Origin of the sequence: Leeia aquatica, assembly GCF_012641365.1 — a bacterium.
Classification (GTDB): Bacteria; Pseudomonadota; Gammaproteobacteria; order Burkholderiales; family Leeiaceae; genus Leeia; species Leeia aquatica.
Window position 1 is genome coordinate 446926 of the sequence record NZ_JABAIM010000001.1, and the last position, 25534, is coordinate 472459.

The 25534-nt window shown below is 61.1% G+C and carries 24 protein-coding genes; 7 read left to right on the plus strand and 17 right to left on the minus strand.

Features of this window, described 5'->3' with window-relative positions:
• Positions 1 to 5: 5 nt before the first annotated feature.
• The 4 genes from HF682_RS02055 to HF682_RS02070 all read right to left on the minus strand — a co-directional run bounded on the left by HF682_RS02055 (position 6) and on the right by HF682_RS02070 (position 4135).
• Positions 6 to 797, minus strand: a complete 792-nt coding sequence (locus HF682_RS02055; RefSeq protein ID WP_168875591.1) for an enoyl-CoA hydratase/isomerase family protein — start codon at positions 795 to 797, stop codon at positions 6 to 8.
• Between the two features lie 20 nt (positions 798 to 817).
• Positions 818 to 2425 carry a carboxyl transferase domain-containing protein gene (locus HF682_RS02060; protein WP_168875592.1) on the minus strand — a complete coding sequence of 536 codons (1608 nt, stop codon included), beginning with the start codon at positions 2423 to 2425 and terminating at the stop codon, positions 818 to 820.
• 108 nt (positions 2426 to 2533) lie between these two features.
• Positions 2534 to 3691, minus strand: a complete 1158-nt coding sequence (locus HF682_RS02065) for an isovaleryl-CoA dehydrogenase (RefSeq protein WP_168875593.1) — start codon at positions 3689 to 3691, stop codon at positions 2534 to 2536.
• Positions 3692 to 3727: 36 nt separating this feature from the next.
• Positions 3728 to 4135 carry a MerR family transcriptional regulator gene (locus HF682_RS02070; protein ID WP_168875594.1) on the minus strand — a complete coding sequence of 136 codons (408 nt, stop codon included), beginning with the start codon at positions 4133 to 4135 and terminating at the stop codon, positions 3728 to 3730.
• A gap of 192 nt (positions 4136 to 4327) precedes the next feature.
• On the opposite strand from HF682_RS02070, the gene HF682_RS02075 reads away from it, so the two are divergent.
• Positions 4328 to 4981, plus strand: a complete 654-nt coding sequence (locus HF682_RS02075) for a TetR/AcrR family transcriptional regulator (RefSeq protein ID WP_168875595.1) — start codon at positions 4328 to 4330, stop codon at positions 4979 to 4981.
• 18 nt (positions 4982 to 4999) lie between these two features.
• Here HF682_RS02075 and HF682_RS02080 read toward each other — a convergent pair whose 3' ends face one another.
• Positions 5000 to 6868, minus strand: a complete 1869-nt coding sequence (locus HF682_RS02080; protein ID WP_168875596.1) for a LysM peptidoglycan-binding domain-containing protein — start codon at positions 6866 to 6868, stop codon at positions 5000 to 5002.
• A gap of 82 nt (positions 6869 to 6950) precedes the next feature.
• On the minus strand, positions 6951 to 7706 hold the full coding sequence (gene rlmB, locus HF682_RS02085; protein ID WP_168875597.1) for a 23S rRNA (guanosine(2251)-2'-O)-methyltransferase RlmB: 756 nt from the start codon (positions 7704 to 7706) through the stop codon (positions 6951 to 6953).
• Between the two features lie 133 nt (positions 7707 to 7839).
• Between rlmB and HF682_RS02090 the strand changes: the two genes are divergently transcribed.
• Together HF682_RS02090 and HF682_RS02095 are read left to right on the plus strand one after the other, a co-directional pair.
• Positions 7840 to 10596: a sensor domain-containing protein gene (locus HF682_RS02090; protein WP_168875598.1), complete on the plus strand. Its 2757-nt coding sequence runs from the start codon at positions 7840 to 7842 to the stop codon at positions 10594 to 10596.
• A complete protein-coding gene (locus HF682_RS02095; RefSeq protein WP_168875599.1) occupies positions 10593 to 11387 on the plus strand; it encodes an SPOR domain-containing protein in 795 nt (264 codons plus the stop codon). The genes HF682_RS02090 and HF682_RS02095 overlap by 4 nt, the downstream gene beginning before the upstream one ends.
• Before the next feature lie 20 nt (positions 11388 to 11407).
• On the opposite strand, the gene tilS is transcribed toward HF682_RS02095, so the two are convergent.
• The 3 genes from tilS to fliW all read right to left on the minus strand — a co-directional run bounded on the left by tilS (position 11408) and on the right by fliW (position 14323).
• Entirely contained in the window at positions 11408 to 12733 is a 1326-nt protein-coding gene (tilS, locus tag HF682_RS02100) for a tRNA lysidine(34) synthetase TilS (protein WP_168875600.1), read from the minus strand.
• Between the two features lie 66 nt (positions 12734 to 12799).
• Positions 12800 to 13765, minus strand: a complete 966-nt coding sequence (locus tag HF682_RS02105; protein WP_168875601.1) for an acetyl-CoA carboxylase carboxyltransferase subunit alpha — start codon at positions 13763 to 13765, stop codon at positions 12800 to 12802.
• A gap of 138 nt (positions 13766 to 13903) precedes the next feature.
• Entirely contained in the window at positions 13904 to 14323 is a 420-nt protein-coding gene (gene fliW / locus HF682_RS02110; RefSeq protein ID WP_168875602.1) for a flagellar assembly protein FliW, read from the minus strand.
• A 139-nt stretch (positions 14324 to 14462) separates the two neighbouring features.
• On the opposite strand from fliW, the gene HF682_RS02115 reads away from it, so the two are divergent.
• The 4 genes from HF682_RS02115 (at position 14463) to efp (ending at position 17729) form a co-directional block, all read left to right on the plus strand.
• On the plus strand, positions 14463 to 14894 hold the full coding sequence (locus HF682_RS02115) for an NfeD family protein (RefSeq protein ID WP_168875603.1): 432 nt from the start codon (positions 14463 to 14465) through the stop codon (positions 14892 to 14894).
• Between the two features lie 54 nt (positions 14895 to 14948).
• A complete protein-coding gene (locus tag HF682_RS02120; protein WP_168876871.1) occupies positions 14949 to 15905 on the plus strand; it encodes an SPFH domain-containing protein in 957 nt (318 codons plus the stop codon).
• Positions 15906 to 15967: 62 nt separating this feature from the next.
• Complete coding sequence (gene earP, locus HF682_RS02125) at positions 15968 to 17104, plus strand: elongation factor P maturation arginine rhamnosyltransferase EarP (protein WP_168875604.1); 1137 nt, start codon at positions 15968 to 15970, stop codon at positions 17102 to 17104.
• Positions 17105 to 17168: 64 nt separating this feature from the next.
• Complete coding sequence (gene efp / locus HF682_RS02130; RefSeq protein WP_168875605.1) at positions 17169 to 17729, plus strand: elongation factor P; 561 nt, start codon at positions 17169 to 17171, stop codon at positions 17727 to 17729.
• A gap of 70 nt (positions 17730 to 17799) precedes the next feature.
• On the opposite strand, the gene HF682_RS02135 is transcribed toward efp, so the two are convergent.
• From HF682_RS02135 to HF682_RS02170, 8 genes are all read right to left on the minus strand, one after another.
• On the minus strand, positions 17800 to 19131 hold the full coding sequence (locus HF682_RS02135; RefSeq protein WP_168875606.1) for a UDP-glucose dehydrogenase family protein: 1332 nt from the start codon (positions 19129 to 19131) through the stop codon (positions 17800 to 17802).
• A complete protein-coding gene (gene pyrF, locus HF682_RS02140) occupies positions 19128 to 19838 on the minus strand; it encodes an orotidine-5'-phosphate decarboxylase (RefSeq protein ID WP_168875607.1) in 711 nt (236 codons plus the stop codon). Before pyrF ends, HF682_RS02135 begins: the two co-directional genes overlap by 4 nt.
• Before the next feature lie 12 nt (positions 19839 to 19850).
• Entirely contained in the window at positions 19851 to 21017 is a 1167-nt protein-coding gene (gene lapB, locus HF682_RS02145; protein WP_168875608.1) for a lipopolysaccharide assembly protein LapB, read from the minus strand.
• A gap of 15 nt (positions 21018 to 21032) precedes the next feature.
• Positions 21033 to 21326, minus strand: coding sequence for a LapA family protein (locus HF682_RS02150; RefSeq protein WP_168875609.1), 294 nt, complete (start codon positions 21324 to 21326; stop codon positions 21033 to 21035).
• 84 nt (positions 21327 to 21410) lie between these two features.
• Positions 21411 to 22607, minus strand: coding sequence for an O-succinylhomoserine sulfhydrylase (locus tag HF682_RS02155; protein WP_168875610.1), 1197 nt, complete (start codon positions 22605 to 22607; stop codon positions 21411 to 21413).
• Positions 22608 to 22611: 4 nt separating this feature from the next.
• Positions 22612 to 24153, minus strand: a complete 1542-nt coding sequence (purF, locus tag HF682_RS02160) for an amidophosphoribosyltransferase (protein WP_168875611.1) — start codon at positions 24151 to 24153, stop codon at positions 22612 to 22614.
• A 46-nt stretch (positions 24154 to 24199) separates the two neighbouring features.
• Positions 24200 to 24724 carry a CvpA family protein gene (locus HF682_RS02165; RefSeq protein ID WP_168875612.1) on the minus strand — a complete coding sequence of 175 codons (525 nt, stop codon included), beginning with the start codon at positions 24722 to 24724 and terminating at the stop codon, positions 24200 to 24202.
• A 34-nt stretch (positions 24725 to 24758) separates the two neighbouring features.
• Positions 24759 to 25493 carry an SPOR domain-containing protein gene (locus HF682_RS02170; RefSeq protein WP_168875613.1) on the minus strand — a complete coding sequence of 245 codons (735 nt, stop codon included), beginning with the start codon at positions 25491 to 25493 and terminating at the stop codon, positions 24759 to 24761.
• Positions 25494 to 25534 lie beyond the last annotated feature (41 nt).

The following is a 25534-nucleotide window of genomic DNA, read 5'->3' on the forward strand; positions in this document are numbered from 1 at the left end:
GGTAATTACAGCTGCCACTTCGGCTTGCGCTTCTCCAGAAAGGCCGACAGGCCTTCCTGCCCTTCTTCCGACACCCGCAACTGGGCAATCAGCTTGGTGGTATCGTCGATCAGGCGGCCATCGCGCAGCTGGCAGTCCGCACTGATACGTGCAATCAGCCGCTTGCTGGCACTCACCGCCTGCGGCCCGGCGCGCAGGATGGCGCGGATCCAGCCGTCCACTACATCGTCCAGCATGTCTTCAGCGGCCACCTCATGCACCAGCCCGATGCTTTCCGCCACACTGGCCGACATCGCTTCCGCAGTGAGGAACCAGCGCCGCGCCTGCCGCTCGCCAATGGCCGTAATCACATACGGCGAGATCACCGCCGGCACCAGCCCCAGTTTGACTTCTGTGAGCGCAAAGCTGGCACCCTCCAGCGCCACCGCCATGTCGCAACACGCCACCAGGCCGACACCACCGCCATAAGCCGCACCGTTGACGCGGGCAATGGTCGGCTTGGGGAGATTCGCCAGGGTATCCATCAGGGTCGCCAGCCGGGTTGCATCGGCATGGTTGGTGGCTTCATCGTAGCCCACCATCGCCCGCATCCAGTTGAGGTCCGCTCCAGCGCAGAAGCTGTGGCCTTCACCGGTCAACACCACTACCCGCACCGCAGGGTCTTGTCCCAGCTGCTCCAGGGTCTGGGTCAGCTGTTCAATCAGCACATCATTGAAGGCATTGTGGACTTCAGGCCGGTTCAGGATGATGCGGGCTACCCCTTGGGCGCTCTGTTCCAGCTTCAACAATCGGGTCATCGTGGTTCTCCTGCTGCGGTTTACATCCGGAACACCCCGTAACGGGTGTCCTCCGCGGGCGCGTTTTGCACTGCTGACAGGGCCAGACCCAGCACCATGCGGGTATCTTGCGGGTCGATGATGCCATCGTCCCACAGGCGCGCACTGGCATACCAGGCATGGCCCTTGGCCTCGTACTCATCACGGATCGGCTGCTTGAAGGCTTCTTCTTCCTCGGCGGACCAGTTCGTTCCGCGCGATTCATGCTGCTCGCGCTTGACGGTCGCCAACACCCCGGCGGCCTGCTCTCCCCCCATCACCGAGATACGTGCATTCGGCCACATCCACAGGAAACGCGGGTTGTAGGCGCGGCCGCACATGCCGTAGTTACCGGCACCAAACGAACCGCCAACAATCACCGTCAGTTTCGGCACTTTGGCGCAGGCCACTGCAGTCACCAGCTTGGCGCCATCCTTGGCAATGCCACCCTGCTCGTACTTCTTGCCCACCATGAAACCGGTAATGTTTTGCAGGAACAGCAAGGGAATACCCCGCTGGTTGCACAGCTCGACAAAGTGCGCACCCTTGAGCGCACTCTCTGAGAACAGGATGCCATTATTGGCGATGATGCCGACCGGATAACCGTGGATATGGGCAAAACCACACACCAGCGTGGTGCCATACAGTGGCTTGAATTCCTGCAGCTCGGAGTCATCCACCACCCGGGCGATGACCTCGCGGATGTCGAAGGGCTGGCGGGTATCGGTCGGGATGACGCCGTACAATTCTTCCTGGCTGTAACGCGGTGCACGCACCGGCTGGATGGCCGCACGGACCTGCTTTTGCCGATTGAGGAAACGCACCACATCGCGGGCAATCGCCAGCGCATGGTGGTCGTCCTGTGCCAAGTGATCGGTCACGCCCGAGATCTTGCTGTGCACCTCGCCGCCGCCCAGCTCTTCTGCAGTCACAATCTCGCCGGTAGCGGCACGCACCAGCGGCGGGCCACCAAGGAAAATGGTGCCTTGGTTACGGACGATGATGGATTCATCACACATGGCCGGCACATAAGCGCCACCGGCAGTACATGAGCCCATCACCACGGCGATCTGCGGAATACCCGCTGCCGACATATTGGCCTGATTGTAGAAAATGCGGCCGAAGTGCTCCTTGTCCGGAAACACTTCGTCCTGCAAGGGCAGGAATGCACCGCCCGAGTCGACCAGATACAGGCACGGCAGATGGTTCTGCGCAGCGATCTCCTGCGCGCGCAGGTGCTTCTTGACCGTCATCGGGTAGTAGGTGCCACCTTTGACGGTGGCATCATTGGCCACGATCATGCATTCCAGCCCCGCTACCCGGCCAATGCCGGTGACCACTCCGGCTCCCGGTGCCTGGCCATCGTACATGTCCCACGCAGCCAACTGGGATAGCTCCAGAAACGGTGAGCCCGGATCCAGCAACACCTCAATGCGCTCGCGTGGCAGCAGCTTGCCACGGGCCTTGTGCCGCCTGGCGGCCTCTTCCCCGCCACCCTGTGCCACCGCGGCCACATCCTGCTGCAGGCGCTCTACCAAGGCCTGCATCTGGGCCGCATTGCGCTGGAAAGCTTCGCTACGGGTATCAAGCTTGCTCTGGATGACCGGCATGCACGGTGTCCTTCAGTCCTGTTCCGCCCGGTGGCGGCTTACATCGGCTACCGCGGCCCGCCACCAACGTGACGGTGCCCGCGGTGAAGCCCCTCATCATCATTCGACTTACTTGTCTTCAAACAGCTCACGGCCAATCAGCATGCGGCGAATCTCATTGGTTCCCGCGCCGATGTCGTACAGCTTGGCATCACGCAACAGACGCCCGGTGGGGAACTCATTGATATAGCCGTTGCCGCCCAGTGCCTGAATCGCTTCCAGCGCCACCTTCACCGCCGACTCGGAGGCGTACAGGATGGCCGCCGCGGCATCCTTGCGTTGCGAGCGACCCGCATCGCATGCCGCAGCCACCCGGTAGACAAAGGCACGCGAGCTTTGCAGGGCCACATACATGTCGGCCACCTTGCCCTGCATCAGACCAAAAGTACCAATGGGCGCATCGAACTGCTTGCGTTCCCGCACGTAGGGCAGCGTGATGTCCATCGCGGCCTGCATGATGCCGATCGGACCTGCGGCCAGCACCACGCGCTCGTAGTCGAGGCCGCGCATCAGCACCTTGACGCCCTGGTTGACCTCACCCACCACATTGGCCTGCGGAATACGGCAGTTTTCAAACACCAGCTCGCAGGTGTTGGAGCCGCGCATGCCCAGTTTGTCCAGCTTCTGGGCCGAGCTGAAGCCTGCCATGCCTTTTTCGATGATGAACGCCGTCATGGTACGCGAGCCGTTTTCCTTGCCCGCCGTACGCATGTAGACCAGCAGCACATCGGCATCCGGCCCGTTGGTAATCCACATCTTGTTGCCATTGGCGATCCAGCTGTCACCCTCCTGCACGGCGCGGCAGCTCATCGAGCCGACCACATCCGAACCGGCACCCGGCTCAGACATCGCCAGCGCGCCCACATGCTCACCACTGATCAGCTTGGGCAGGTAGCGCTGGCGCTGCGCTTCATTACCGTTCAGGTAGATGTTGTTGACGCACAAATTGGAGTGCGCCCCGTACGAGAGCGCCACCGAGGCCGACGCACGCGACAGCTCTTCCATCACCACGCAGTGCGCCAGGTAGCCCATACCCATGCCGCCGTAGGCTTCCGGAATGGTCAGCCCCAGCAGCCCCATGTCGCCCATTTTGCGCCACAGGTCCATCGGGAAGGCGTTGTCGCGGTCGATTGCTTCTGCCCGAGGGGCAATTTCCACCTCGGCAAAACGCCGTACCGCATCACGCAATTCATCCAGTTCGGGGCTCAGTTGAACGTCGAAAGACATGCTGTTTTCCTTGTAGGCAGAGAGGAGACTAAGGGCTCAGTCGCCCTTTTCTTCCAGAATGCGCTGACACTGGCGCTCAAAGGTGTCGATTTCCTTCAGCACCGCTTCAATATCCTGCCGCTGTTGCTCCAGCAGTGCACGGCGCTGGTTCAGTATCTTCAGGTACTGCTGCAGTTGCGAGGTTTCATCACGCGAGGAGTCATAGATGTCAAACAGCTCCTTGACCTCGCCCAGCGAAAACCCCAGCCGCTTGCCACGCAGGATCAGCATCAGCCGCACCCGCTCCCGGCTGCCATACACCCGGTTGCGCCCTACCCGTTCGGGCAGCAGCAGGCCCTCATCTTCATAGAAGCGGATGGCTCGGGTAGTGACGTCAAATTCACGTGCCAGATCGGTAATGGTGTAACTGCGCTTGTTGGCAGAGGCGAGGTCGGCATGACTCATGACTGCACCTGTTTGAAAAGTTCGATTCACTATAAATTACGTTTACGTAAACGTCAATCAAGACCCGATCTTTGCAAACAATTGTCGCAACCGCCGAACGGCTGCTGCCAAATACCCGGACTACTGCTAAAACGAAGAAAAGCACGAAAAAATGAATCACCCGATACGATCTGGCATTAAAAATGGGGCACTATGGCTAGCAAACCTTTCAAACGCGCACGAGACGCCGAATCCAAGCATGAGCGTCGACGGTCCATTCTGGACGCTGCGTTGCAACTCTTTCAAGGTGGTAATCTGTTACCCAGAGTGGATGACATCGCCCTGGCTTCAAAACTGGCCAAAGGGACGGTCTATCTCTACTTTGAATCTCGTGAGGAAATTTACCTGACCTTGGTGGAGGAACACTTCACCGCACAGTTACAAGCGCTGGAAGCTTATCTGGCCCAAACCCAGCGAATCACCGCAGACGAGCTGTCCGAGTGGATCCTGGCCTATCAACTGGAACACCCGGCCTTCCTGCCGATGGCCTGTATCGTCTCCAGCGTACTGGAACAAAACGTTGGCTCACCCGCTGCCGCTCGTTTCAAGCGCATGCTGGCGGAAAAACTGGTGACCTGTGGACGCTTGCTGGATCAGCATCTGGCAGATTTACCCAAGGATGAGGGCTATCACCTGCTGATGGCCATCTATAGCCTGCTGATGGGCTTGTGGCAGAATGCACACCCACCCAAAGCGCTGCGCGACCTGCTGGAGTTGCTGGACCTGCAAGCCCTGCTACTGGACTTCCAAGCCGAAGCGCGCCGCAGCCTGCTGGCGCTGTGCCGCGGCTACACCCTGAGCCGGTAAACCAACCGGCCCCTCGACTCAGCCCTTGCTGGACAGCACCAGTTTGATCTGATCACCCGGCTGCAAGCGGCGCAGGTTGGCATTCCATTTTTTCAGGTCCACCTGCGCCACCTTGTATTGCCGGGCGATGCTGTACAAGGTGTCACCCTTTTTCACGGTATAAATCGTGGGGCGAGCCTCTTCGCTCCCCTTCTTGCCGTGACGGCTCTCCGGTTCAGCCTTGGCCTGCTTGCTACTTCCCTGCGGCTCCACCAGGTTCAGCACTTGGCCTGCATGCAAGGCCGGGCTTTTCAGCTGGTTGTAGCTCAGCAGCTGTTGGGTCGTCAGCCCATAGCGGCGGGCAATGCTGAACGCGGTATCACCGGTGACTACTTTGTGATGGGTCGCTGTCGCAGCCTTGCCTTCCGGCTGGCTCACGGTCTCGGCCAGCTTCAATGTCACCGGCTCCGGCTTGCTGCTGGAGGCAGGCGTTTCCACTGCCACCACTGGCGCCGGCCGTGGATTGGCCTGAACGGTAAACGATGCGGTTTGCAGTCCTGTCGTCACCGGTGCCGGGCTGACTGCAGCAGGAGTCTCTGCGGTCCGCTCCGGCACAACCGGCTCAGCAGGGGCCGTCGCCACGACTGTCACTGGAGCAGGCTTGCTGGCAGGCTTGCTCGCGCTGGCGATCTTGCTGCCACGCCGCACCACCACGGGTGCAGGCTCGGCCACCTTGGCCTCGCCAGCAGCCAGAATCGGGTGATCTTCCGAAGCCTTGAGCGGCACCAGCAGGATCTCGCCCGATGCGACACGGGCACGGGTATTCAGGCGGTTCAGCCGCTTCAACTCATCCAGCGATATGCCATAGCGGTCTGCCACGTCGCTCAGGCTCTCCCCCCGCTGCGAGGCATACGCCTGCCAGGTCAGTGTGGGCTTGTCGTAGCTGGAGAGGCGGGTGAGGAACGAGTCTGCCTTGTCCACCGGCAGCAAGATGCGGCGATTATCCTTGCTCGCCACCACCGGGCGGGTATAGGCCGGGTTCAGCTTGGCGAAATCCGCCACACTCATATCCGCCAGCTGCGCAGCCAGCGTGGTGTCAATGTGACGATTCGGCGCCACCGTGACAAAGTAGGGACGATTCGGAATCGGGGTCAGGCTGATGCCGTAAGCTTCCGGATTGCTGACAATATTCTTCAGTGCCATCAACTTCGGCACATAGGAGCGGGTTTCGTTAGGCATGTGCAGGCTGACGAAATCGGTCTCCAGCCCTTTGAGGCGGTTCTTCTGTACCGCCCGCTGTACGGAACCCTCGCCCCAGTTGTACGAAGCCAGCACCAGATTCCAGTCACCGAACATGCTGTAGAGGTAATCGAAATAATTGATGGCAGCATCCGTGGCCGCCACCACATCCCGGCGGCCGTCATACCACCAGGTCTGCTCCAGACCATAGGTCTTGCCGGTGGAGGGAATGAATTGCCACAAACCGGAGGCATGCGCGCGGGAATAGGCATCCGGCACAAACGCGCTCTCCACGATCGGCAGCAAGGCGAGCTCGGTGGGCATGCCACGCTTTTCCAGCTCGGTGACGATATGGTAGAGGTAGCGGCTGCCACGCTCGGTCACCCGGCGCAAATAGTCCGGGTGTTTGAGGATCCAGTTTTCCTGATCACGCACCATCTGGTGGTCCAGCGGCGTCATCTGGAAACCCGCACGAATGCGTGCCCACAGGTCATCCTGCAGGACATCGTTCAGCGGGTTGACAGGCGCACGGCTGGTCAGGGGGGAAGTACGGACTTCAACCGGGGCAGGTGGCTGCGAATCAGGGACTGACTGCTCTTCGGCCAGCACGAGCGGGCTGGAGGTTGCGGCACACAGGGTGAGCGAGGAAAGCAGGAGTCGTTTGATCATGCAGTGGCCTGCCCATTGGCATATTTCAGGAATGAGCGGATGGTACTGCCCCCTGTCTGCAGCGTCAAGGATGAACGGTCAATCAACCTGGACGGACGGATTCAGCCATCACCCGTTGCCGCCGGGATTCTGCCAGCACCATGCCGGTGGCGACCGAGACATTGAAGCTTTCCACTTGCCCGAACATCGGAATACTGACCAGTTCGTCGCACAGCTCACGCGTCAGGCGACGCAAGCCCTGCCCTTCATTGCCCAGCACCCAGGCCAGACCACCTTCATGATGGAACTGGAACAGATCGGTATCCGCTTCACCCGCAGTACCGGCCAGCCAGATGCCTTCCTGCTTGATCTCGCGCAAGGTGCGCGCCAGATTGGTCACCGTCAGGTACGGTACAGTTTCCGCCGCACCACAGGCCACTTTCGCTGCGGTCGCGTTCAGTCCCACCGCGCGGTCCTTGGGCGCAATCACAGCATGCACGCCCATGCCGTCCGCAGTACGCAGGCACGCCCCCAGGTTGTGCGGGTCTTGCACACCATCCAGCACCAGCAACAGCGGCGGCTCCTTCAACTCTGCCAGCACATCGTCCAGATGCTTGGCCAGCGCTGCGCGCTCCACGCGCGCCACCACCCCCTGATGACGCACATCGCCCACCTTGTCCTGCAATTGCGCCAGACTGACCCGCCGCAGCGGAATATTCTGCTGCTCGGCCAAGGCCAGCACCGTGGCCATGCGTGGGTCCGCCCGCCCTTCCAGGCAGTACAGCTCGAAAAACCGGTGACGGGACTGGCGCAGCGCAGCGGTGACCGCGTGCAAGCCGTAGAGATAGGATGAGGACATGCGAAATACCTGATGCACAGATTCAAGCCTGACAGGGTATCAGAGCCGGGCCCGCACGTCAGCCTGCCATGGCACGGCCACCCTCATCCAGCCTATAATGTCGTATGCCTGCGTCCTGCCCTCTCCTTCCTGCATGAAGCTCCACCGGCTTGCCCCGGCTTTGGCCCCTATCGGTCTGGGTCTGCTGCTGGCCATTGTGATCGGGCTGCACCCACTGGGAGAAGCCGCCTCACAATATCTGCTGCTGCTGTTGATTTTGCCGTGGTTACTGTGGGGAATTCGGCGCGGTGGCAAGCGGCAGATCCTCATCGCCACCAGCCTTGGCATGGCGGCCAGCCTGCTGGCCTTGATGCGCCAACCCCAGCAAAGCATTCAGGATGCCTTGCTGGCCTTGGTCACCTTGAGCTGCTGTGGCGCGCTGTCACTCCAGGCCCGTATCTGGCGACAGCGTCACCAGCGATCCGAGAAAGTGCGCCTGTCCCAGCAGGATTTGCTGGAGAACCTGATCCGTCACGCCCCTGCGCTGCTCTACATCAAGGACGTGAACAGCCGCTACCTGCTGGCCAGCGAGAGTTATAACCGGCTGCTGGGTCAGCCGGATGGTCTGGCCGGAAAAACCCTGGAGTCACTGTTTCCGCCGGATGAGGCCGCCCTGATTCGCCATAATGACCAGCTGGCCCTGAATCGGGGGGAGAGCCTCACTGTAGAAGAAACCATACACCTTGACGGCGAAGCCCGAACCTTTCTGGCGATCAAGGCCCCGTTCCAGGACGACAGCGGGCACTGGGCCGGGCTCGCGTGCAGCTCAGTCGACATCACCGAGCGCAAAGCGGCCGAGCAGGCACTGAAGGAAACCGAGAGCAAATTCCAGGCCTTGGCCAACCTGCCTTTGCTGGGCATCTTCATTGTGCAGGACGGACAGCTGGTCTACCTGAACGAGCAAATGGTCAGCATGACGGGTTACAGCGCTCCGGAGCTACTGGTTCCACTGGATCAATTACCCTTCCTGCCGGCCGAAGAGGGTCGCCGTCTGCAGCGGGTAATTGAAAGCCGCCTGCGCGGCGATGAGCCGGGATATACCCAGTTCCGCTGCCATGACAAACAAGGGCAAGTGCTGGATGCTCTGGCTCAGTCCGTTCATTTCAGCCATCGCGGTCGCCCAGCCGTGATCGGCATTCTGCTGGACATGACGGAAAAGAACCGGGCACTGGAGCAATTGCGCCTGACGGCCAAGGTATTTGAGAATGCCAGCGAGGGCATCGTCATCACCGATGCCGAAGGACGCATCACCGCCGTCAATGACGCTTTCAGTCGTGTGACCGGCTACACCGAGCAGCAGGCCATCGGCAAGCGTTCGCGTATCTTCAGCCGCAACCGGGCCGTCGGTGGTCTTGGCGAGGATGCCCTGCAGCAACTGCAGCAGCATGGCTACTGGCAAGGTGATGTTCAGGACAAACACCGGCAGGGCCATACTTACCCGGTGTGGCTCAGCATCAGTGCGGTGCATGACGAGCATGGTCAGCTCAGCCATCACGTTGCGGTCTTTTCCGACATTACCGCCCGCAAGGAGGCGGAGACTCGCCTGCACTATCTGGCCAACCATGACCCGCTGACCGGACTCCCCAACCGCACGCTGCTGCATGAGACGTTGCAGCATGCGATGCAGGCGGCCCGCCTGCATGAAGAATCCCTGGCCCTGTTCTTTATTGACCTGGACCGCTTCAAGATCGTGAACGACAGTCTGGGCCATGATGCGGGCGATCAATTGCTACAGGCCGCCACCCGTCGCCTGGCAGAAGTCATCGGCCAGCAAGCCTTGCTCGCCCGTATTGGCGGGGATGAGTTCGTGGTACTGCTGGAGCGCTGTCACGAGATCCCGGTTGCCGCGCAATGGGCCGAGCGCTTTCTGCAGGCCATGGCCCAGCCGTTCAGCATCCTCGGGCGGGAGTTCTATCTGGGCTGCAGCATCGGCATCAGCCTGTTTCCGCATGATGGCTCGGACGGCCATACCCTGCTCAAGAATGCAGACCTCGCCATGTATCGGGCCAAAGAGGCAGGCAAGAACACCTACCAGTTCTTTGCACCGGAGATGAATACCCGCGCCTTCGAGTTTCTGATGATTGAGCATAGCCTGCGTCAGGCCATGGCTCATGAGCAGCTGGAGCTGCACTATCAGCCCCAGGTGCGCCTGCAGGATCAGCATATGGTCGGCGTTGAAGCGCTGCTGCGCTGGCAGCACCCGGAGCTGGGCCAGGTTCCGCCCTCCCGCTTCATTCCACTGGCCGAGGAAACCGGCCTGATTGTCAGCCTGGGGGCCTGGCTATTGCAGCAATCCTGCCTGCAGTTGAAGCAATGGCATCAGGAGGGCAGGCAGGGATTGCGGCTATCGGTCAACCTTTCGCCCCGTCAGTTCAACCATGGCTCGCTACTGCCAACCGTACAGGCCGCCTTACAGGACAGCGGTATTGATCCGGGCTGCCTGGAGCTGGAGATCACCGAGGGGATGATCATGCAGCAGCCCGACGAAGCCCGCCGCATCATGGCCGATCTGCGTCGTCTGGGGGTACGGCTGGCGATTGACGATTTTGGTACCGGCTACTCATCACTGGCCAACCTCAAGCTGTTTCCGATCCAGACGCTGAAAATCGACCGGGCCTTCATCACGAGTCTGGCGGATTCCAGCAGTGACCGCGCCATTGCCACCACCATCATTCAGCTGGGCAAACTGCTGGGTATGACCGTGATTGCAGAAGGCGTGGAAAACCAGCAGCAACTGGCCTTTCTGAATGAACATGGCTGCGATATTGCCCAAGGCTACTGGTTTGGCGCAGCCAGCCGGGCAGCCTCGCTACCCTCTTCCCCCGTCCGCTCAGGAGCTCACCCTGCATGAACGCCCCCAGCACTGAGGTACGTCAGCAAGCCATCCGACGCCTGTTGATCGGCATTGCCCTGATTCTGGTCGCCATTGTCGTGCTCAATGCCCTGTCCCGGCTGAAAGAAAGCCAGCGGCGTGAGTTACTGGCCTCCGCGCCAACCGTCGCCTCGCTGGCGGTGGAAGAACCGGTGGCCAGCCAGCCAGCCCCCGCAGCCAGCACCGCCCTGCCCGCCTCCGCCGCCAGCGAACCCTTGTCGGCGGCCAGTCAAGCGCAGACTGCCAGTGCACCGGTAGCGGCGTCCGTTGCCCCCAAACCGCAACCGCCGGTTGTCCTTAACCATACCGGCCTGCCACCGGTTGCCACCACGCCAGCGGCAACAACGGCACCGCCCGTCAAACCACAAGCCGCACCCGCGGCAACGCCGCCCAAGCCAAGTCAAGCTTCCGGCGCGGCGACTGCTCCCACAAGCCAGCCCAAGCTCACGACAAAACCGCAGGCAGCCCCCTCTGCCAGCCCCGCCCAACCGGCAACCCCACCTGCCGCCCCCCCCACCCCTCAAGCCCTCCCGCTCCCTGTCAAATTAACCGGTGCCGCCGAGGGTCAATATCAGGTGCAGCTGGGGCTGTTCAGCCACCCGGACAACGCCACGGCCCTGTTGCGACGCTTGCAGGAAAACGGGGTGGCTGCCCATCTGGAAAGCCGGGTGGTACTGGGCCCCTTCAAGGACAAAGCCAGCGCCAAGGCGGCTGTCGCCCAGCTACGCGCGCTGGGCGTACAGCCTATCGTGGTGGGCGGGGGCGAGTAAATCCGGCCAGACCAGCAGCCTCAGTCTGGCCGCCACACCACCTCCAGGCCAGGCATATCAGCCGCCCCCTGCAGCGTGTGATCATGGCCGAGTCCCGGCACCCACACCAAGTGACCTTCCGCATGAAACAGCGGCGTCCGCTCCCGCTGCCAGGGCGGCACTCCTGCCGCCTGCCATAGCTTGACCAAGGTCTGGCGAGGCTGTTTGGCGTGCCGCTTCAGCACTTCCCCACCCTGCCTCGGTGCAATGCGCAGGGTCTGCCCCAGCCAGGCCACTGGCCAGCCACCCTGCTCGGTGGCGCGCACCTGCACCCGGCCTCCCCAGCCGGGCAAGGCGGTGTCACCGTACTGCACCACCCAGTCGCACGCTTCACGCGGCGGGGTAAAGTCGGCCACCCAGTACAGCACACCGCGATACACCCGCACGCTGCCCGCCGCGCCTGGCAGCGAGACTTGCAAGAGGGCATCTGGCCGCACCGCCTGCAAGGCTTCGCGCAGCGCCTCCAGCCAGCGCCAGGAAGGCGGGCGCTGCTGATGCCGCACACACAGCTGATGGCGCAGCAGGTTACGCTGCCGGTGTGCGGGCAAGGCCAGCAAGGCGGCAACCGACAGACCCTCGCCCTCAGCCACCGTTACCCTGTCCTGCTCCGCCAGCTCGGCAAGGCAGGCTGCTGCATCCTGTTGCACCCACTGGCTGCGGGTCAAGGTCTGCCGGTAGGCGGGGTAGCGCTGCGCCAGTTGCGGCAGCAGCTGCTGCCGCCAGAAATTGCGGTCAAAGCGGGTATCCTGATTGCTCGGGTCCTCCACCCATGGCAGCTGATGCTGCTGAGCATACGTCTCCAGCGTTTGACGCGGCAGTGCCAGCCAGGGACGCAATTGACGCAACGTACCCACCGCCTGCTCGCTGGCCATGCCTTGCAGACCCTCCGGCCCCGCCCCGCGCAGCAGCTGCATGAACAGGGTTTCCATCTGGTCGTCCTGATGCTGAGCCAGCAACAGCACGTCCTCAGCGGTCTGGTACAAGGCCTGATAGCGATGACGCCGCGCCACCGCCTCCAGACTCTCGCCACCTTTTCGTGCCACTTGGCAGCGCTGCACTGTCAGGGGAATCTGCCAGCGGCTGCACAGCTGCTCACAAAACGTGACCCATTCCTCTGCCACGGCCTGCAGACCATGGTGGACATGGCAGGCGGCCAGCGGTACGGCATGCGCTTTGGCCCAATGCTGTGCGGCATGCAGCAGGCACACCGAGTCCAGTCCGCCCGACAAAGCCACCCACAGCTGGCGTGGCGGCTCTGCCAGACGGGATAACGCTTCATCCAGCGCGTGATAGGGACTTGCTTGCATATGCAGGCCTCCAAAACAAAACGGCGTCTTGCGACGCCGTTTGATCCAGCCGGGGCAGCCTCACGATCAGGCGGCCTCTTCCTTGAACTTGCCGTAAGCCATCAGCCGATCGTAACGCTGATCCAGCAGGGTATCCACCGGCAGGGTCTGCAAGCCTTTCAGTGCTTCCTGCAAGGCTTTCTTCAGCGAAGCGGTCATGGCGCGCGGGTCACGATGTGCACCACCAACGGGTTCATTGACCACCTTGTCGATCAGACCCAGGGTCTTCAGACGGCTGGCGGTAATACCCAGCGCCTCTGCAGCATCCGGCGCACGCTCGGCGGTTTTCCACAGAATGGACGCACACCCTTCCGGCGAAATCACCGAGTAGGTGGCGTATTGCAGCATGAGGGTGACGTCCCCCACCGCAATGGCCAATGCCCCACCGGAACCTCCTTCACCAATCACCGTGCAGACCACCGGCACGCGCAGACGGGCCATTTCAAACAGGTTGCGGCCAATCGCCTCAGACTGGCCACGCTCTTCCGCGCCGATCCCGGGATACGCACCCATGGTATCAACAAAGGTCAGCACCGGGATGCCAAACTTCTCGGCCAGCTTCATCAGGCGCAAGGCCTTACGATAGCCTTCCGGTTTGGGCATGCCGAAGTTGCGCAACACCTTTTCTTTCGAGTCGCGCCCCTTCTGGTGGCCAATCACCATCACCGTTTGACCATTGAAGCGTGCCATGCCACCGACAATCGCCTTGTCATCGGCAAACGCACGGTCGCCATGCAGTTCCTGAAAGTCGGTAAACAGGCCCGCCACATAGTCCAGCAACTGCGGGCGCTGCGGATGGCGTGCCACCTGCGAAATCTGCACTGCCGTCAGCTTGCTGTAGATGCTCTTGGTCAATTCCTGACTTTTCTTCTGCAGCCGCTCGATCTCTTCCGAGATGTCTACGGCAGAATCATCCTGCACATAGCGCAGCTCTTCAATTTTGGCTTCCAGTTCGGCAATTGGTTGCTCGAACTCAAGAAAGGTGGTTTTCATCCGGTTCGGATTCCACTGGAAAAACGGCGCCTATCATACTACCGTCCAGGTCAATTCACCAAACCATCAATCCAGACTGTTTGCACCAGCGCTCATGCAACTTCGTCAAAAAGCAGTGAACATCCGCCAAATGGCGCGTCAAACATTTTTGAACACCAGTTCACAACGTGTTGCCGGTTTTTGATAGCCGCGCCGCTTCTCCAGATTGAGCAAGATCGGGTACTTGACTTTCGGCTCCACCGCCCGCGTTTCCGGATTCCGGCCCAGCAACATCAGGATGGCAATCTGCTCGGCTTGCTGGCAATCCAGCAAGGCGCATTCTTCATCCGTCAAGGTCAGCTCATAGCTCACCCCGAACAGAGAGGGATCGACCACGCTGAAGGTGATCTCCGGCTGGTCCAGCGATTGCAGCCAGCGTACCTGTGGCTGGGCACTGCCTTCGTCGTACAGCAGCTGGAAGCGGGTACACTGCTCCAGCCCCGGCAACCCGGCAGGAAAGGTCAGCACGGTTTCCGGGTCCACATCCAGGGGGCCAAACCATTCGGTCATCACTTGCATGCGGTGCTCCTGTTGTGTGTTTGTGTATTCTCCCAGCATAGCGCCCCAAGCCAGAAAGTACCAGCGCTTGGCAAAGCGACGGGGGTGGCATAGCATAGCGCCGGTACACCGTGCAGTGTTTTCAATTCAAGGACCCCACATGCATTTCTCCCCTGTGAGCTTCTGGCTGATTTGCGGACTGGTGCTGGTCGGTCTGGAATTGCTGACTGGCACGTTCTATCTGCTGATCATCGGTGTTGGCACGCTGCTGGCTGCGGCTGCGGCCTGGCTCGGTCAAGGCCCGGTCATCCAGCTGCTGGCGGCCAGCATCGGCAGCCTGCTGGGTGTGTTGCTGTTGTGGCAGCGACGCAAAGCCGATACCGGTCTGGCAGCCGCCTCGCCCAGTCTGGACATTGGTCAACAGGTGGAGCGCATCTCAAACCCGCAAGACCGTTTGCAAGTTCGCTACCGAGGTACGGTGTGGCAGGCCGAGTGGCTTAATGCGCCGGCCGCCGAAGGGGTGCCGCTGTATATTCATGCCATGCGTCAAAATGTGCTGATCATCAGCGATCAGCCGGTGCAGCAAACCTGATTCCCATCCGAGGAGATCATCGTGTCTTCCCTGTCGAACCTGCTGGAGTTGTATATGCAGAACGTTGCCCTGATCCTGTTGGTGGTCGCCGTCATTCTGGTATTCATGTCGATCCGCGTGGTGCCACAGCAAAGCGCGCTGATTGTGGAGCGACTGGGGCGCTTTCGCGCGGTGCTGGAACCTGGCCTCAATGTGGTGTTGCCGATGATTGACCGGGTGGCCTACAAGCATAGTTTGAAAGAAATCCCGCTGGACGTCCCCAGTCAGATTTGCATTACCAAGGACAATACCCAGCTGCAGGTGGATGGCATTCTGTATTTTCAGGTAACCGACCCCAAGCTGGCCTCCTACGGCACCAGTGATTACATCCTGGCCATTACCCAACTGGCGCAGACCACCTTGCGCTCGGTGGTGGGCAAGATGGAGCTGGACAAAACCTTTGAGGAGCGCGACGAGATCAACCACACAGTAGTGATGGCACTGGATGAGGCGGCCGTCAACTGGGGGGTGAAGGTGCTGCGTTATGAAATCAAGGATTTGACGCCGCCCAAGGACATCCTGCACGCCATGCAGGCACAGATCACCGCCGAGCGCGAAAAGCGTGCGCTGATTGCTGCCTCCGAAGGCCGCAAGCAGGAGCAGGTCAATATCGCCACAGGTGAACGTGAAGCCGCCATCCAGCGCTCAGAGGGCGACATGCAGGCGGCGATCAACCAGTCGGAAGGGGAAAAGCAGGCCGCCATCAACAAGGCGCAAGGCGAATCTGAAGCCATTCGGCTGGTGGCGCGTGCGACCGCCGAGGCTATTCATATGGTGGCGCAAACCATCAAGCAGCCGGGCGGACTGGAAGCCGTCAACCTGAAAGTGGCCGAACAATATGTCGAGGCGTTTGCCAAGCTGGCCAAGACCGGCAACACCCTGATCGTGCCGAGCAATCTGTCCGATGTCAGTAGCTTGGTCAGCAGCGCCATGCAAGTGGTCAAGAACAGCGGGACCAGCAGCCAAGGCTGAACGGAACAACAGCATTACCACAGGCCATGCCTCGCATGGCCTGTTTGCATTCTGGAGCTCGCATGACCCCACCCCGACACTGGGACTTGTTCTGCGCTGTCATCGACAACTTTGGCGATATCGGCGTCTGCTGGCGGCTGGCACGCCAGCTGCAGCACGAGTATCAACAGCCCGTGCGGCTGTGGGTGGATGATCTGACCGTGTTCCGCCAGCTCTGCCCGAGCGTGGACCCGACACAAGCACAGCAATGGGTTGAGGGCATTGAGATCGTGCACTGGCTGCCGGACAGGTCCCTCGATCATCTCCAGCCCGGCGAGGTGGTCATCGAGGCCTTCGCCTGCAACCCGCCGGAGGCCTTTCTCACGGCCATGGCCCGGCAAGCCGTGAAGCCACTATGGCTGAATCTGGAGTACCTGAGTGCGGAGGACTGGGTGCCGGGCTGTCACCTGCTGCCCTCGCCCCACCCTCGTCTGCCCCTCCGCAAATATTTTTTCTTCCCTGGCTTTGTACCGGGTACCGGCGGCCTGTTACGCGAAGATGGGCTACTGGCCCAAGTGGCAGCAGATCGCCAGCAGCGTGCGCTGTTCTGGCAGTCATTGGGGCTGGCGATTCCGGAAGCAGCCTTGTGTGTCTCCCTGTTTGCCTACGAGAACCCCTGCCTGACCGAGTTGCTGCAGGCCTGGCAGCACAGTCCGGTGCCCATTCATTGCCTGATGCCGCCGGGTCGGGTCGTTCCTGATCTGCTGAAAGCCTTGCAGTGGTCCGAGCTGCCTGTTGGCCGCAGCGGCAGCCGGGGTGCGTTGACCGTACACGCCCTGCCCTTTCTGTCACCCCGCCACTACGATCAACTGCTGGCCTGCTGTGACCTGAACTTTGTTCGCGGCGAAGATTCCTTCGTGCGGGCACAATGGGCTGCACAAGCCATGGTGTGGCACATCTACCCTCAGGCGGAGGACGCCCATGTGCCCAAGCTGGAGGCCTTCCTCGATGGCTATCTGAGCTCTGCGGACAAGACACTGGCCACTCCGCTACGCCAGCTGTGGCATGCATGGAACGGCTTGGGTCCACTGGCGGACAGCTGGTCCGCCCTCATGGCGCAATGGCCGCGCTGGCAGCAACACGCCCGCCAATGGCAGCAGCAACAGGCGCAGCAGCCCTCGCTGGCAGACAATCTGGTCGAATGGGCCAAAACACGTTAGAATAAGCTGTTTTGGCGCAGCGTTTTCCGGATTGCGCCTTGGTCAAACTGTACAGGACGTAACGATGAAAACCGCTCAGGAACTCCGCTCTGGCAACGTGTTCATGGTTGGCAGCGACCCGATGGTCGTGCAGAAAACCGAATTCTCCAAGTCTGGCCGTAACGCCTCGGTCGTGAAGATGAAGATGAAGAACCTGCTGACCGGCGCTGCTTCGGAAGCCGTTTACAAGGCCGATGAAAAATTCGACGTGGTGGTGCTGGAAAAGCGTGAATGCACCTACTCCTACTTTGCCGACCCGATGTATGTGTTCATGGACGCCGAGTACAACCAGTACGAAGTGGAAAAGGACAACCTGGGTGACGTGCTGAACTTCCTGGAAGACGGCATGGAAGACCAGTGCGAAGTGGTGTTCTACGATGGCAAGGCCATCTCGGTTGAACTGCCGACCACCATCGTGCGCGAAGTGGCTTACACCGAGCCGGTCGCCCGTGGCGACACTTCTGGCAAGGTGATGAAGGCTGCGCGTCTGGCCAGCGGCTTCGAGCTGCAAGTAGCTGCCTTCATCGAAATCGGTGAAAAGATCGAAATCGATTCCCGCACCGGTGAATTCAAGCGCCGCGCCTGATTCTCAGACTGCACGCAATCAAAAAGCCCCTTGCTTGCAAGGGGCTTTTTGTTGTCCCATTACCAGCGGCTTAACGTCCCATCGCCAGATATTCAAAGCCTTGGGCGCGTACCAGTGCCGGATCGTACAGGTTCCGCCCGTCAAAGATGACCGGCGTTTTCAGCGCTTGCTTTAACCACTCGAAGTCCGGGCTACGGAATGGCTTCCACTCGGTAGCGATCAGCAAGGCATCGGCTTGCGCCACCGCTGCATTGGCCGATTCAGCAAACTGCACGCGATCCAGCGCGATACCGGCAGCCTGCATCGCCACCCGTCCGGTCTCCATGGCAATCGGGTCAAACACCGCCACCGTCGCACCGCGCTGCAACAGCCCTTGCAGGATGGTCAGGCTGGGCGCTTCACGCATGTCGTCGGTATTGGGCTTGAATGCCAGTCCCCACAGGGCAAAATGCCGCCCGACCAGGTCCTCACCAAAGCGTTGCACCACCTTATCCACCAGTCGCTGCTTCTGCTGCTCATTGGCATGCTCTACCGCTGCCAGCACCGCCAGTTCGACGCCCGAAGCCTGCGCAGTGCGCTGCAGGGCCTGCACGTCCTTAGGGAAGCAGGAGCCACCATAACCAATGCCCGGATAGAGAAAATGATAGCCAATGCGCGGGTCAGAGCCGATGCCTTGGCGGACCAGCTCAATGTCCGCGCCCAGGCGTTCGGCCAGATTGGCCAGTTCGTTCATGAAGGAAATCCGCGTCGCCAGCATGGCATTCGCTGCATACTTGGTCAGCTCGGCAGAGCGCACGTCCATCCACACCATGCGGTCATGATTACGCTGGAACGGCGCATACAGCTCACGCATCAGTTTGCGTGCCGTCTCATCCTCACACCCGACCACGATGCGGTCGGGGCGCATGAAATCTTCAATGGCCGCCCCTTCCTTCAGGAACTCCGGATTGGATACCACGCTGAACGGGATATCCACACCCCGCGCCTGCAGCTCCTGCTGTACCGCCTGCCGTACCTGATCGGCGGTACCCACCGGTACCGTGGACTTGTCCACGATCACACGGTATTCCGTCATATGGCGCGCCAACTGTCGGGCCGCCGCCAGTACATACTGCAGATCCGCCGAGCCATCCTCACCCGGCGGCGTCCCCACCGCGATGAACTGCACGGTGCCAAAGGCAGCCGCCTCAGCTGCATCGGTGGTAAACGACAGGCGGCCTGCCGCCACATTACGGCGGATCACTTCATCCAGCCCCGGCTCATGGATCGGCACTTCGCCCTGCTGCAGGCGGGCGACCTTGCGGGCATCCACATCCAGACACAGCACCATATTGCCCACATCGGCCAGACAAGCGCCACTGACCAGCCCGACATAACCGGAACCGACTACGGTAATCTTCAAACCACTTCTCCAATCTCCTGCCGGATGGCGTGCAAGGCCGCCAACGGATCTTCTGCTCGGGTAATGGGCCGCCCCACCACCAGATAGTCACTGCCAATGGCGATGGCTTCAGCCGGGGTCAGGATGCGCGCCTGATCGTCCGCTGCCGCGCTGGCCGGGCGAATCCCCGGGGTGACGGTCAGGAATCCGGCACCGCACGCTTGCTTGATCGGCTGCACTTCCTGCGCAGAACTCACCACCCCATCAAAACCGCTGCTGCGGGTCAGCGCAGCCAGCCGCAGCACATGCTGCTCCAGCGTGCCCTGTACACCCAGCTCGGCCAGCTCGTCCTGCTGCATGCTGGTCAGTACGGTGACAGCGATCAACAGCGGGCGATGTGACAAGCCCTCAACCCGCTCGCGCGTGGTTTCCATCATGCGGCGACCGCCGGAGGCATGGACATTGACCATCCACACCCCCAGCTCTGCGGCCGCTCGTACCGCTTGCGCCACCGTATTCGGAATATCATGAAACTTGAGGTCAAGAAACAGGCTGAACCCCAGCGCCTGCAGCTGCTCCACGATCGCTGGGCCTGCACAGGTGAACAGCTCTTTGCCCACTTTCAGGCGGCAGGCCTTGGGGTCCAGCTGTCGGGCCAAGGCTAGGGCGGAGGCGGCATCGGCATAATCCAGTGCCACCACAATGCGGGGCGAATGAAGCAAAGTCATCAGGGCCATCCTCTACGGCAAACTGGCTTGCCCGCGCAGGGCGCTATAGCTTTCCCACTCGGCGCAGCCCGGGCAATGCCAGAAATACTGGCGGGCACGGAAGCCGCAATGGCGGCAGCTGTGCATATTGTGCTTGTCGGCATGCTGGTGGACCAGGTTACGCACCTGCTCGAGGTCAGCACGGCGCTCCGGTGGCGCCACCAGCAGCTGCACCTGCAGCAGTCGGTCCAGACCGAGCAGCGAGGGCTGACGGCGCACTTCATCGCGCAGCAGCTCGTAACTGTCCTGCAGTTTTCCGGCCTGCTGCAACGCCAGATTAAGGGGCTCCAGCAAATCCAGGCTCGGGTAGCGCTGATACAAACCACGCAACAGCGTCAGCCCTTCATCCTGCCGTCCTTCATCCTGATAGATGCGCAGCACCTTCTCGGCCACCATGTGCAAGTAGTCCGGGTTCTGCTGCTCGATGCGCAGCCACGCTTGCCGCGCGGCATCGGGCTGGCCTTGCATCAAGGCCAGATCACCTTGCAGCAGGGTGGCACGTACGCATTTACGGTGCACTTCCAGTGCGGATTGCAAATACGGCCCCGCCACCTCCCACTGTGAAGCGCTCATCGCCCGCTGGGCCAGCTCACAGTAGAACTGTGCCACTTCATGCTGGTGGGCATGCGCAGCATCCGGCAGTTGGCTGGCCATGTCGATGGCCTTCTGCCACTCCCGCTCCTGCTGATAGATGTTCAGCAGCGCCATGCGGGCCTCGGTGGCCTGGCCGTTATCCAGCAACTGGCGGTAACTGTCTTCCGCCCGGTCCAGCAGGCCTGCTCGCTGGTAATCCTCACCCAGCGCCTGCAGGGCTTGTGAGCGCACATCGGGGCTCAGATCGGGACGTTGCAGAATGGATTGATGCAGCTTGATGGCACGGTCAAGCTCGCCCCGTTTGCGGAACAGGCTGCCCAAGGCAAACTGTAGCTCCACCGCATCCGGGTGGTGATGCGCCACGCTGACCAGCGCGCCCAATGCCCGGTCCGGTTGCTCATTGAGCAGAAAATTCAATCCTTCAAAATAGGCCTTGGGCACCGCCCGCGAATCGCGCAGCAATTGCCGGATGTCGATACGGGCCGCCAGCCAGCCCAGCCCAAAGAACACCGGCAGCAGCAACAACCAGAGGTAATCAAATTCCACAGTGGATCCGTCAGATCAGAGAACGGCGTCGGATGCCGGTTGGGTCAGCGGGCTGGCAGCAGCATTGCGGTTGCGCAACTCCCGTTTGAGGGCGAGCAACTCACGACGCACGCGCATCACGAACACCATGCTGGCCAGCAGGCCAAACAGGGTGCCCACGGCAAAGAACACCAGCAGCAACACCACCAGCGGCGTCTGCCAGGCATGACCCTGAAACAGGTTCAGACTGACCGTCTGGCCGTTTTTCATGGCAAACGCCAGCAGCAGGATGAACAGGGTGATTTTCAGCAGCAGGAACACATAGCGCATCGCGGCACCTCTCCAAGCATAACCCCGCATTGTACCGGAGAAGCGCCCTCACGGACAGGCGCACCCCGGTGCGTCCAGCGCGCCTTACGCCAGACGGGCCAGCCCCCGTGCCAGGTCCGCTTGCAGATCCTGTACTGACTCCAGCCCGACCGACACCCGCAGCAGCCCCTCACCAATACCCGCCAGCTCACGGGCCTCCGGGCTGATGCGGAAGTGGGTGGTGGTGGCCGGGTGGGTGATGGTGCTGCGCGAATCCCCCAAATTGCCGGTGATGGAAATCAGCTGGCAGGCATCAATCACCTGCCATGCGGCCTCACGCCCGCCCACCACCACAAAAGACAGCATGCCACCCGGCAGTGCCAGTTGCGCGCTGGCCAGCTCATGCTGCGGGTGGTCAGGCAAACCGGGATAGAACACCCGCTTGACCGCCGACTGCGCTTGCAGCCAGGCGGCCAGTTCGGCAGCGTTGCGGCAGTGCCGCTCCATGCGCAGCGGCAAGGTTTCCAGTGCCTTCAACAGCACCCAGGCATTGAAGGCAGACAGCGTCGGCCCGGCGGTGCGCAGGTAGAGGAATACTTGCTGCATCAGGTCCGCCTTGCCCAGCACCGCGCCACCCAGCACGCGACCCTGTCCATCCAGATATTTGGTGGCCGAATGCACCACCAGATCCGCCCCCATCTGCAAAGGCTTCTGCAGGATCGGGGTCGCAAAACAGTTGTCGACCGCCAGCAGTGCACCCGCCTGGTGCGCAATTTCCGCCACGGCGCGGATATCGCCCACTTCGGTCAGCGGGTTGGACGGTGTTTCCATGAAGAACAGGCGGGTATTTGGCTGCACCGCATCGCGCCAAGCGGCTGTCTCCGACAGCGGCACATAGCTGACACTGATGCCGAAGCGGGAGAGGATGTTGTTGAACAGGCCAATGGTGGAGCCAAACAGGCTTTGCGAGGCGACGATGTGGTCACCCTGCTTCAGCAAGGCCATGCACAGCGCATTGATGGCCGACATGCCGCTGGCAGTGGCCACACAGCGCTCTGCCCCTTCCAGCGCCGCCAGCCGGTTTTCAAACATGGTGACAGAGGGATTGGTAAAGCGCGAGTAGGTATAACCCGGCTCCACCTCGGCAAAGCGGGCAGCCGCTTCAGCAGCGGAAGTGAACACATAGCTCGAGGTGGGATACATCGCCTCGCTGTGCTCGCCAAAGGGTGAGCGTTCCGTGCCGGCGCGGATGGCCAGCGTCTCATCATCCCAGTCCGGTGTACCGGCTCCCTGCTGCTGCATGTGTTTACTCTCCGTAACGCAAGGCTTGCTCGGCCACGCCCAGATTCAGGTCCAGATTGCGGGTCTGGCCATCATCCGCCGCATCCGCCGAACCATCACTATGGCGATTCTCGATACCGGCCAGATAGGCTTCGGTGATGTCGCCCGTGGTATAGCAACCATCAAAGCAGGAGGCATCGAACGAGGTATTGGCCGGATTGGCCGCCCGTACTGCGGCTTTCAGCGTGTCGAGGTCCTGGTAGATCACCGCATCAGCACCGATTTCAGCGGCAATCTGCTCATGGCTACGACCATTGGCCAGCAGCTCGCTGCGGCTGGGCATGTCAATACCGTAGACGTAGGGGAAACGCACCGGCGGCGCAGCCGAGGCGAAGAATACCTTGGTCGCCCCGGCATCGCGCGCCATCTGCACGATTTCACGGCTGGTGGTGCCGCGCACGATGGAGTCATCCACCAGCAACACATTCTTGCCTTTGAACTCCATGCCGATGGCGTTCAGTTTCTGCCGTACCGACTTCTTGCGCATGGCCTGGCCCGGCATGATGAAGGTGCGACCAATGTAGCGGTTCTTGATGAAACCATCGCGGTACGGCAGGTTCAGCTTGTTGGCCAGCTGCAGTGCGCTGGGGCGGCTGGAGTCCGGAATCGGGATCACCACGTCAATCTGCTCGCCGTTCAGCTCATGGCGCACCTTGTCGGCCAGACCGCTGCCCATGTTGAGGCGGGTTTCATGCACCGATGCGCCGTCGATCACCGAATCCGGTCGCGCCAGATACACAAACTCAAAGATGCAGGTGTTGAGGCTGGGGTTCTCGGCACACTGGCGGTTGTGGAAAGTACCATCAAACTCGATATACAGTGCCTCACCCGGCGCCACATCCCGCACCATGTGAAAACCGAGCGAATCCAGCGCCACCGACTCGGACGCCACCAGATATTCCTTGCCCAGTGCCGTATCAGCCTCACCATACACCAGCGGGCGAATGCCGTAAGGGTCGCGGAAAGCCACCAAACCATGCCCTGCGATCATGGCGACTACCGCATAAGCACCACGACAGCGGCGATGTACGGCGGAAATGGCAGCAAACACGCCATCTGCATCCAGCCGGGTACCCTTGCTCTGCTTTTGCAGCTCATGTGCCAGCACATTGAGCAACACTTCGGAATCGGAGTGGGTGTTGATATGCCGCAGGTCGAGCTGGAACATTTCCTGTTTCAGCTGTTCGGCGTTGGTCAGATTGCCGTTGTGTGCCAGCACCACACCAAACGGTGAGTTGACATAGAACGGCTGCGACTCTGCCACCGAGGAGGAGCCCGCAGTCGGATAGCGCACATGGGCAATCCCGGCATGACCCATCAGCGAGCGCATATTACGGGTGCGGAACACATCACGCACCAGGCCATTGCCCTTGTGCATGTGGAAGGAATTGCCATTGGCGGTCACGATGCCTGCGGCATCCTGCCCACGGTGCTGAAGAACCAGCAGACCGTCGTACAACAACTGGTTGACCGGTTGCTGGCCAACGGTGCCCAAAATACCACACATAACGACTTGCCTCTTTCTGTCAGGGGGGTACCCGCAACGGCAATGATTACGGGCTGCTCATCCCCTCGCCTTCCGGCGCGGGGTCAAAACGGATGCTCTTGGCCAGGCCTTCCGGCAGCCAGGGTTTGCTTTGCAAGACCAGCGCCTCCATCGGCGCACTGAAAGCAGCATTACGCCAGAAATCGCTCTGCGGCAAGCGGGTCAGCCCGCCCAGCATCACCATCACCAGCGCCACCAGCAAGCCACGCAGCAAGCCAAACACGCCGCCCAGCGCCCGGTCCAGCGGCTGCAAGCCACTGCCTTTGATCAGCTCATGCAAGGTGATGCTGAGCAAACTCATCAGCAACCAGCCAGCCATCATCAGGATGGCGAAGGCCACCAGCATTTTCAGGGCCAGATTCGGTATGTCTGCCGGCAAGTACGGAATCAGATCCATATAAAAGGTCTGCGCCAGCGCGTAAGCCACCAGCCAGGTCAGCAGTGCCAGCAGTTCGCGCACCAGGCCGCGCATGACCGCCAACACCACCGAGGCCCCTACTACGGCCAACAGCATGTAGTCAAAGCTGGTCAAACAGACGCCTCCCGGCGGTGAAGATCAATCGACATCACCTGCCCGCCACCACAATGGCCTGCAAACCGGCTGCCTCGGCTTTCTGCCGGGCTTGATCGGCTTCATCCTTGCTGCCGTATGGCCCGGCACGCACCTTGCTGACTTCGCCATTCGGGGTATGAATGGTCACCACATAGGCCTTGAAACCCTGTCCGGACAGGGTTTTCAGCAAGGCCTTGGCTTTGCTGGCATCATTCAGCGCCGCAAACTGTACCGACCATTTGCCCGCTGCGGCCGCCGGACGCTCAGTGCTGGCTTGCTGCTCGCGCGCACTCACCAAGGCATTGAGTGGATCATCCTCAGCAGGCTTGGTCGCAGTCGGCTTGGTGGGCTTGCTGGTATTATCCGCTGCAGGCTTGGCACCCTCAGTTGGCTTTTCAGGTTTGGTGGTGGGCTTGGGCGTCGTCGCCTCCGGCTTGGTGGTGGCCGTCGCAGGCTTGGACACGGAAGCAGGCGTCTCCGTCGGCTGCGTCACCACAGCGGGGGGCTGAGGCGTATCCGCTGCGGAAGCGGTGCCGGGTTTCAGTGGCGGTGTCGAGCCATCCGGTTCGGGGATGTCGATCGGGATATCCTGCTCCACCGCACGCGGTTTCTGATCCAGCACCATCGGCAGGAAAATCACCATCAGCAGGACCAGCGCCAGGGCACCGACCAGACGGCGGCGTGCACGACGCTTCAGTTGTTGCTGCTCATCACTCAGACTCTGAATCCGCGACACCTTGTCAGCCATCCTTGTTTATCCCTACCCGAGCGCCCATGATTGCCCCGCGC